This window comes from Synechococcus sp. R3-13 (assembly GCF_047462195.1).
In the GTDB taxonomy this organism is placed as follows: Bacteria; Cyanobacteriota; Cyanobacteriia; order Thermostichales; family Thermostichaceae; genus Thermostichus.
Genome location: NZ_JANSIO010000490.1, coordinates 4,524 through 13,793, shown reverse-complemented (window position 1 = coordinate 13,793; position 9,270 = coordinate 4,524). Strand labels below are relative to the sequence as shown.

Below are 9,270 nucleotides of genomic sequence, written 5' to 3'. Positions count from 1 at the left end.
TTCACCTCATCCTTGGTCAGTTGCCGGAAGACGATGATCTCGTCCACGCGGTTGAGGAACTCCGGACGGAAGTACTGCTTCAGCTCCTCGTTCACCAGGTTGCGGATGCGGTTGTAGTTGGCATCCTCGTCGTTGGTGTTGAACTCGAAGCCGAGGCTGCCGCCGCCCTTCTCGATGACCTTCGAGCCGATGTTGGAGGTCATCACGATCAGGGTGTTCTTGAAGTCCACCGTGCGGCCTTTGGCATCGGTCAGGCGGCCATCCTCCAGGATTTGCAGCAATAGGTTAAACACATCCGGGTGCGCCTTCTCGATCTCATCGAAAAGCACCACCGTGTAGGGGCGACGCCGCACCGCTTCTGTGAGCTGACCCCCCTCGTTGTAGCCCACATAGCCCGGCGGGGATCCGATCAGCTTGCTGACCGTGTGCCGCTCCATGTATTCCGACATGTCGAGGCGGATCATGGCTGACTCGGAGCCGAAGAAGTAGGCTGCCAAAGCCTTGGTCAGCTCGGTTTTGCCCACCCCTGTTGGGCCGGAGAAGATGAAGCTGGCGATGGGGCGGTTGGGATTTTTCAGCCCCACCCGAGCGCGGCGGATGGCCCGGGAGATGGCCCGCACCGCTTCGTCTTGGCCGATGATGCGCTGGTGCAGGGTTTCTTCCATGTTCAGCAGCTTCACTGACTCGCTCTCGGTCAGCTTGGCCACCGGCACCCCCGTCCAGGCGCTGACCACTTGGGCCACGTCCTCTTCGGTTACTTCGGGCATCTCGCTGCGGCTGCTTTCTTCCGCCTTCTTAGCAGCGGCAATGGCGCGGATCTGCTGCTTGATCTCCATCTCCCGATCCCGCAGCTCACCAGCCTTGTCGAAGTTCTGGGCCCGCACCGCAGCGTCTTTCTCCTTGAGCACTCGCCGCAACTCTTGATCCAGCTCCCGGGCCGCCGGGGGCAGTTGAGAGTTGATCAGGCGCACCCGCGAAGCAGCCTCGTCGATCAAATCGATGGCCTTATCTGGCAAGAACCGGTCGGAGATGTACTGGTCGGCCAGCTTGGCGGCTGCATCCAAGGCGGCATCGGAGATCTTTAGCTTGTGGTGCTGCTCGTAGCGCTCCCGCAAGCCAAACAGGATCTCGATGGTCTCGGAGACCGTCGGCTCGCCTACCATAATGGGCTGGAAGCGACGCTCCAGGGCGGCATCCCGCTCGATGTGCTTGCGGTACTCATCCAGGGTGGTGGCGCCGATGCACTGCAGCTCGCCGCGGGCCAAAGCAGGCTTGAGGATGTTGGCGGCATCAATCGCCCCTTCGGCAGCCCCGGCCCCGATCAGGGTATGCACCTCGTCGATGACCAGGATGATGTTGCCGGCATTGCGGATCTCATCCATGATTTTCTTGAGGCGCTCTTCAAACTCGCCGCGGTACTTGGTGCCGGCCACCAGCAAGCCAATATCCAGGCTGATCACCCGCTTGTCGGCCAAAATATCGGGCACATCCCCCTGCACGATGCGCTGGGCCAAGCCTTCGGCAATGGCAGTTTTGCCTACCCCCGGCTCGCCAATGAGGACGGGGTTGTTCTTGGTGCGGCGGCCCAGGATCTGGATCACCCGCTCGATCTCCCGCGTCCGACCGACCACCGGATCCAGCTTGCCCTCCTGGGCCAGTTGGGTGAGGTTGGAGCCGAATTCGTCCAGGGTGGGCGTTTTGGTGCGACTGGAGGATCCCCCCCCCGCCGTCACTTCGGCGGTCTCGCCCAACATGCGGATTACCTGGGTGCGCACCTTGGAGAGATCCACCCCCAGGTTTTCCAAAACGCGGGCTGCCACCCCTTCCCCCTCTCGGATTAGGCCCAGGAGCAGGTGCTCAGTGCCGATGTAGTTGTGGCCGAGCTGGCGGGCCTCTTCTAGGGAGAGTTCCAGCACTCGCTTGGCGCGGGGAGTGAAAGGGATCTCGACGGCCACAAAACCGGATCCCCGACCGATAATTTTCTCGACTTCAATGCGGGCGTCCTTCAAGTTCACTCCCATGGACTTGAGAACTTTGGCGGCGACCCCAGTGCCCTCGCCGATTAACCCCAACAAAATTTGCTCGGTGCCAACGAAATTGTGACCTAACCGTCTGGCTTCTTCTTGGGCCAGCATGATCACCTTGATGGCTTTTTCTGTAAAGCGTTCAAACATGATCCTCGGGCTCCCTACGCCTGCATCAAGGCGGACTTGATAGGGGTAATCCTAGCACAAGTTCTGGCGAAACCAAGGGACGGTAAATACCCCAGACGGAAGCTGTCTGGGGCCAAAACGCGCCTGGAGAGATTTGAACTCCCGACACCGTGGTCCGTAGCCACGTGCTCTAGTCCACTGAGCTACAGGCGCAAAAGGGGCGGGCCAACCACGGTTGACTGTCTGTCCACACTATCTGTCCATAGTTACTCAGATACTATCCAGTACTATCCAGAGACAGAGATGGACATCTATCAATGTGGCTTAGGCATTCTAGCACAAGAGCGTTTTTTGGAAAGTCCAACGGGGGTGTAGATATCCGCCAGCGTTAACATTGCCCTTGCCAAGGTTGCCGGACTTCTCCCCCCACTTCGAGGCCGGCTTGGGGGCTGGTGGCCTTGATCACCGGCGTCCAGACTTGGCCGTTGCGCTGCCAAAGCTGTAGGTGCAGATGCCCTGCCAGGGTATCCCGACAGTTGCGCTGCATCCCTTCTGGGCCAGGAGTGAATACAGTTTGGCCAGGCCGCCGCGTGTGCCCTTCCAGCCGAATACACCAGAGGGCGCTCTCTCCCCAGATTCGCCAGGATCCCCAGGGATCCACTTGCCAGGTCAGCCGAGCGGATCCGGGTCGCCATTCCAAAAAGGGCTGGGATCCCCATCCATGCAGGCTGATCAGGGCCACTTCTTCGGGGCGGGTGAGCACCTGCCGCTCAGCTCCGGCACAGGTGAGGCTAAGGCCGGGATGTTGGGGAAAGGCGTTGCACTGGATCCAAAACCAGCGGCGAGGAAAGCTTTGGCCCCAATTTTTTTCGGCGTAGGCGGGAGCCTGCTGAAATGCATAGCGCCTGCCTCTCCACTCCACCCAGCCGGTGGCCAAGCCATGGCTCATGAGGATCTGCCAGCCCGGCTCAAAGATGGGCAGATAAGACCAGGCTCCCATGGTGGCTCGGGGTGGGATCCCATAGGCAAAACGAGGCTGAATGCGGTAAAGCCAGCGAATGGGCTCAGAGCCCAAGGGATCCGGCAAAATCCCCTGGTTGAGGTGGGCGGTGTATTGGTAGCCGCTGGCGGTGCGCTGGAAGAAGGTGAAGGGATCCTGAAGGCCGCGACAGCCGGGGCCTGGGATCCCTGAGTGCCCCAAGGCCAGATGGGTTGAGCTGGCCCAAAAGCGGCGGGGATTGGGGAAGGTGCGCCAATGCAACTCCTCCTCCGGCCCCAACACCTGAGCCATGCCCCCACGCTTGGGATCGATGGCGTACATGAAGGCAAAGCTAATGGGCGGATCCCCGGGCAAGGTGACGCGGCTGTACCAGCCCTCAAAAAACCGCTCTGTGCAGCCATCCCAGTGATAGCCGGCATGGGGCAGGGATCCCCAATCTGTTGAGTTGTTTTGCCCAGAGCAAGCCGCCGTTGGAGGAAACGCCATTGAGACCTAAGCCATCGCAACAATGATAAACGGAAGTCTATGCTTACCAAAATAATAATTGTATTGTTTCTATATTTATTTGCCCTTAGGATATCAACCAAGCTGAGATTTAAGGATTTCTTGAGATTTCACGAAGGAAATCCATGGGTCAGGCGACTTGAACCGGAAAGCTTCCATCTTGCCTTCACATATCCTTTCGATGAGGTGAGCATGACGTCACGTCGTAACTTTTTGCTGTCTGCGGGTGCGGCCACCGTGGGTGGACTCGTGAGTGGCAGCTTAGCACGGGCCAGCACAGGCTACTGGGTTGCCCAGGCCAGCGGCCCAGAAACCCCCAATCTCAGGTTAGGCTTTATACCGATTGTGGAGTCTGCCCCCCTGATCATCGCCAAGGAGAAGGGCTTTTTCGACAAACATGGCATGACCGGTGTAGAGGTTTTGAAGCAGGCCAGTTGGCCGGCAGCCCGTGACAACGTGGTCATCGGCTCAGCGGGTGGGGGAATCGACGGTGGCCAGTGGCAGATGCCGATGCCTCACATGATCCACATTGGCGCCATCACCAACAATCGGCCGGTGCGCATGGCAGTTCTGTGTCAGTTGATCACCCAAGGCAACGGGATTGCCATTGCCGGAATGCATGCTGGCAAGGGTTTGGGGCTGGATATCTCGGGAGCCGCGGATTACATCAAAAATTTCAGCGCCAGCAACGGACGCAAATTCAGGGCCGCTCATACCTTCCCCAACGTCAATCAAGATTTTTGGATCCGCTACTGGCTTGCCGCCGGGGGAGTAGATCCGGATCAAGACATTGACCTCCTGACGGTGCCCTCTGCCGAAACGGTGCAGGGGATGCGCAATGGCACCATGGATGCTTTTAGCACCGGGGATCCCTGGCCCTACCGAATTGTGGCAGATGGGATCGGGTTTATGGCGGCCCTTACCCAACAGATTTGGCCCTTTCACCCCGAAGAATACTTGGCCATTCGCGCCGATTGGGTAGAGCAAAACCCCAGGGCCACACAAGCCACTTTGATGGCGGTGATGGAAGCGCAGCAATGGTGCGACGATCCGGCCAACCGAGAAGAACTGACACGCATTCTCTCAGGGCGTGCCTACCTGAATGTGCCGGTTGAAGTTCTCACCCCTCCCTTTCAAGGCAACTACGAATTGGGAGACGGCAAGCCAGCTGTTCAAGATTTCAATGCCGGGCCCTTGTACTGGGAAGATGGCCGGGGCAGCGTCTCTTACCCCTACAAGAGCCATGACCTTTGGTTCCTGACGGAATCCTTGCGTTGGGGCTTTCACGCTCGCTTCCTTCCCGATCTGGATACTGCCCGTCGTCTGGTGGATGAAGTGAACCGTGAAGATCTCTGGCGTGAGGCCGCCCAGGCACTGGGGGTGAAGAACATCCCCAACAACACCTCGCGGGGAACAGAGCGTTTCTTTGACGGTGTGGTGTTTGACCCACAGGATCCGCAGGCTTACCTGAACAGCCTGAAAATCAAAAGGGTCTAATATCAACCCCGGCCAACACAGACGCATCTCTTGCACAACAGGGATCCTGCCTACCTGTGGGATCCCACGAGGTCGAAAAAAGCGGTGCCGAGCTTTCTGCCCAAACGATGGAAAGTTGATGGATGCTATGAGCCTCGCACTTTTTGAATAACTTTAAATGCCATGTTGAGGATCGGCTATGTTGGCTCTACTTCACGTTCCGCGCGAACTCTTCAGGGATCCTCCTTTTGAGAGGCCGGCCCAGCCCCGCTGGGACAAGCTCATCCTCTCAATAGCCGTAGGAATCCTGAGTTTTCTGATTGTCGTGAGAGTTTTGTTGAGTTTGCAATCCCTGTGTTTGCCCATCCAAAGAAAAGGCAAGGCCAATCCCAGTTCATGCTCTGTTTCCAACACGTTGTAGAACCCTGCGGCTGGAATGTTCTGAGAGCGCGACAACAGAGAACCTTGTAAAACCCTATCCTCTCCAGGAGCTATGACGACAACACTTTCTTCTCCGGCAAAATCTGCAACGGCGAAGTTCGATTTGGCGAAGTACCGAGATCAGATTCTCCCCCCTGTGGTGGGCATTGTTGGATTTCTGCTCATCTGGCAGATCTTGGCCAGTGCCAACCTAATTCGGCTGCCGGGGCCTTGGGATGTGTGGATGGACGAGCGCAGCCGATATCTGATCCTGCATCCTTTGTATCGCAACAGCGACCTCGACCAAGGGCTGCTGCGCCAAACCTTGGCCAGCCTACAAAGGGTGGCCATCGGCTATTGCAGTGCCGCTTTGGTGGGCATCACGTTGGGCATTTTGGTGGGAAGCAGTGTGTGGATCAACCGAGCTTTGGATCCCATTTTCCAATTTTTGCGCATGGTAGCTCCCTTAGCTTGGGTGCCCATTTCCTTGGCTGCTTTGCAACGCAATGAGCCGGCTGCCCTGTTTGTTATTTTTATCACCTCAATTTGGCCCATTCTCATCAACACGGCTGTGGGGGTGAGACAGATCCCGGAAGACTACATCAACGTCTCCAAAGTGCTCAAGCTCTCCAAAGTGGACTTCTTTTTTAAGGTGTTGCTGCCCTCAGCCCTGCCCTACATGTTCACAGGTCTGCGCATCGGCATCGGCCTGTCTTGGCTGGCGATTATTGCCGCAGAGATTGTGATGTCGGGTGTGCCGGGGATCGGCTTTTTCATCTGGGACGCCTACCAGCAGAACTACGTTACGGAGATCATCGTTGCCGTCATCTACATCGGAGCGGTGGGATTGCTTTTGGATCGCCTGATGTCTGTTTTGCAAAACAAGATAGCCAACCAATGATGTGTTGGATGTGTTGTCAGTATGTGGTTGGTTTGAGGCTAGACGGGTGATAGGTTGGGAGGTTTTCTGTGTCTGTATTGGTCAGTGTAGAGCAGGTGGAAAAATCTTTTCCTCTGCCCGGAGGGCAGGAATACCTTGCTCTGAAAGGGATCGATCTGCAAATCCATCGAGGGGAGTTTGTCTCCTTAATCGGCCACTCCGGCTGTGGCAAATCCACCCTATTGAACATGGTGGCGGGGCTGTCTTTGCCTACGGGGGGGATCGTAGCTTTGGATGGACATACCATTACGGCTCCCGGCCCCGATCGCATGGTGGTGTTTCAGCATTACTCGCTTTTGCCCTGGCTAACGGTTCGGCAAAACATTGCGCTGGCGGTGAATGCCGTTCTTAAAAACCATTCTCCGGCTGAGCGTCAGCAGATCGTGGAAGAGCACATTGATCTGGTGGGTTTGCGCCACGCAGCAGATAAGCTCCCAGCCCAATTGTCCGGGGGTATGAAGCAGCGGGTGGCCATTGCCCGTGCCCTGGCTTTGCGGCCCAAAGTGTTGTTGTTGGATGAGCCATTTGGCGCTTTGGATGCGCTCACGCGGGGGAACTTGCAAGAGCAGTTAATGCGCATCTGTGAAGAACATCAGATGACCACCCTCATGGTCACCCACGATGTGGACGAAGCGGTTCTTCTGTCAGATCGTGTGGTCATGCTCACCAACGGGCCGGGATCCCGAATTGGGAACATTTTAACCATTGACATTCCTCGGCCCCGCCGTCGGCTGGATGTGGTCAACCATCCCAGCTACTACAGCTACCGCAGCGAGATCATCTACTTTTTGAACCAACAAAAACGGATTAAGCAATGGCGTGCTCGCCGCAGCACTGTGGTGGCCAGGCATGGCTTGGAAAAGATCAACTTGGAGATCGGCTTTGTGCCCCTCACTGCCTGCGCTCCCTTGGCTGTAGCTAAAGAAAAAGGGTTTTTTGCCAAACACGGCTTGGAAGAAGTGAATTTGGTGCGGGAAACCAGTTGGCGAGGGATCCAAGACGGCATTCAGGGAGGTTATCTGGATGCGGCCCAAATGCCCGCCGGTATGCCGGTGTGGATGTCTTTGGGCGGAGGGGATAACCCGCCTCAACCGGTGGTTACGGCCCTCACCTTGACCCGCAACGGCAATGCCATCACCTTGCATAAGCGGTTCTACGAGCAAGGGATCCACACCCTCAGCCAGTTGAAGGCTTACATTCTGGATAGTCCCAGCCGTCGGCTCACCTTTGGGGTGGTGCATCCCAGCTCTATGCACAATTTGCTGTTGCGCTACTGGCTGGCAGCCGGCGGGATCCACCCGGATCACGATGTGGTACTGAAAACGCTGCCTCCGGCCCAGATGGTGGCCAACCTGACAGCCGGCAACATCGATGGCTACTGTGTGGGAGAGCCCTGGAATTTGCGGGCAGCCTTAGAGGGCAGTGGCTTTACGGTGGCTACAGACCTGGAGATTTGGCTGGGCCATCCCGGCAAAGTGTTGGGGGTGCGAGAAGATTGGGCCAGAGCCTACCCCAACACCCACATTGCCTTGGTCAAAGCGCTGTTGGAAGCCTGCCGCTACTGCGAAGACCCGGCCCATCACGATGAGATTCGCGAGCTGCTCAGCCGCCGTGCCTACCTGAGCACCGACCCATCCTACATTCACCTGGGGGATCCCCAGCGTCTGATCTGTGACTTGGACAGGCCGATGCGGGAATATGCCCACCACCGCTTCTTTCTGGGAGCCGGCAACCGTCCCAGCCGCACCGAGCATCTGTGGATAATGACCCAAATGGCCCGCTGGGGGGATCTGCCCTTCCCTCGCAACTGGGTGGAGATCGTGGAGCGGGTATGTCAGGTGGGGGTGTTCAGCACGGCAGCCCGCGAGCTGGGACTGGATGTCTCCTACCAAAGGCAGCCCATTCAGTTGTTCGATGGGATCCCCTTTAATGGTGAGGATCCCCTGGCCTACCTCAACAGTTTGGCGATTAAGCACGATATTTATGTAGCCGAGGTTGCCTTAGATCGTCGTCCTGTGTTGCTCTAGATACCCACTTGGGCGCCCTTGCAAAAGCACATTCCCCGTTGTGAGAAAATCATGAGTTGGAGCACCCTACGATGACTGCCCTCTTGACAACCTCTACCCCAGCGAACGTAGCCGCAGAACCCTACCTAAGCCTTGAGAATGTCAGCAAGACCTACTCAACTCCCAAGGGGGATTATCCCGTCTTGCGAGATATCAACCTCAGTGTGAACGAGGGAGAGTTTGTCTGCTTGGTTGGGCATTCCGGCTGTGGCAAAACCACCCTGCTGAATATGGTTTCCGGATTTGCCCAGCCCACCAGTGGCTCGGTGAAGCTGAAAGGGCAGCCGATTACAGCTCCTGGCCCGGAGCGCATGGTAGTGTTTCAAGGGTATGCCCTGTTGCCTTGGCTCACGGTTTATGAAAATGTTTATTTGGCCGTTCGGTCGGTATTTCCCCAAAAGAGCCAGTCGGAAAAGCATCGAATTGTGGAAGAACATTTGGATTTGGTGGGGCTGGGGGAAGCCGCTCAGAAATATCCCTCGCAAATTTCGGGAGGGATGAAACAGCGGGTAGCCATTGCTCGTGCGTTGGCCATCCGTCCAGAAGTGCTGATTTTGGATGAACCCTTCGGGGCCTTGGATGCCATTACCAAAGAGGAGCTTCAAGAGGAGCTGTTGCGCATTTGGGATGAACATCGCTGCACGGTTTTGATGATTACCCACGACATTGATGAGGCGCTGTTTTTGGCCGACCGCCTGGTGCTGATCGCGC

General features: G+C 57.0%; 5 protein-coding genes, 1 tRNA gene and 1 pseudogene. 4 read left to right on the top strand and 3 right to left on the bottom strand.

Annotated features, from left to right (window positions below; genetic code table 11):
* From NW856_RS13595 to NW856_RS13585, 3 genes and pseudogenes are all read right to left on the bottom strand, one after another.
* Positions 1–2,174, bottom strand: a pseudogene (locus tag NW856_RS13595) (ATP-dependent Clp protease ATP-binding subunit); the annotation flags it as partial.
* Between the two features lie 118 nt (positions 2,175–2,292).
* Positions 2,293–2,366 (bottom strand) — tRNA-Arg (locus NW856_RS13590).
* A 175-nt stretch (positions 2,367–2,541) separates the two neighbouring features.
* Complete coding sequence (locus tag NW856_RS13585) at positions 2,542–3,639, bottom strand: tocopherol cyclase family protein (protein WP_414400682.1); 1,098 nt, start codon at positions 3,637–3,639, stop codon at positions 2,542–2,544.
* A gap of 210 nt (positions 3,640–3,849) precedes the next feature.
* Between NW856_RS13585 and NW856_RS13580 the strand changes: the two genes are divergently transcribed.
* The 4 genes from NW856_RS13580 to NW856_RS13565 form a co-directional block, all read left to right on the top strand.
* The gene (locus tag NW856_RS13580) at positions 3,850–5,154 is read left to right on the top strand and encodes a CmpA/NrtA family ABC transporter substrate-binding protein (RefSeq protein WP_414400681.1); all 1,305 of its coding nucleotides are present in this window, start codon (positions 3,850–3,852) and stop codon (positions 5,152–5,154) included.
* Between the two features lie 472 nt (positions 5,155–5,626).
* Positions 5,627–6,454 (top strand): nitrate ABC transporter permease, encoded by an 828-nt coding sequence (gene ntrB, locus NW856_RS13575; RefSeq protein WP_011432252.1) that lies wholly within the window; start codon positions 5,627–5,629, stop codon positions 6,452–6,454.
* A gap of 68 nt (positions 6,455–6,522) precedes the next feature.
* Positions 6,523–8,520: a nitrate ABC transporter ATP-binding protein gene (locus NW856_RS13570; RefSeq protein ID WP_414400680.1), complete on the top strand. Its 1,998-nt coding sequence runs from the start codon at positions 6,523–6,525 to the stop codon at positions 8,518–8,520.
* A 71-nt stretch (positions 8,521–8,591) separates the two neighbouring features.
* The coding region (locus NW856_RS13565; RefSeq protein WP_414400679.1) for an ABC transporter ATP-binding protein at positions 8,592–9,270 on the top strand (679 nt) is incomplete at its 3' end.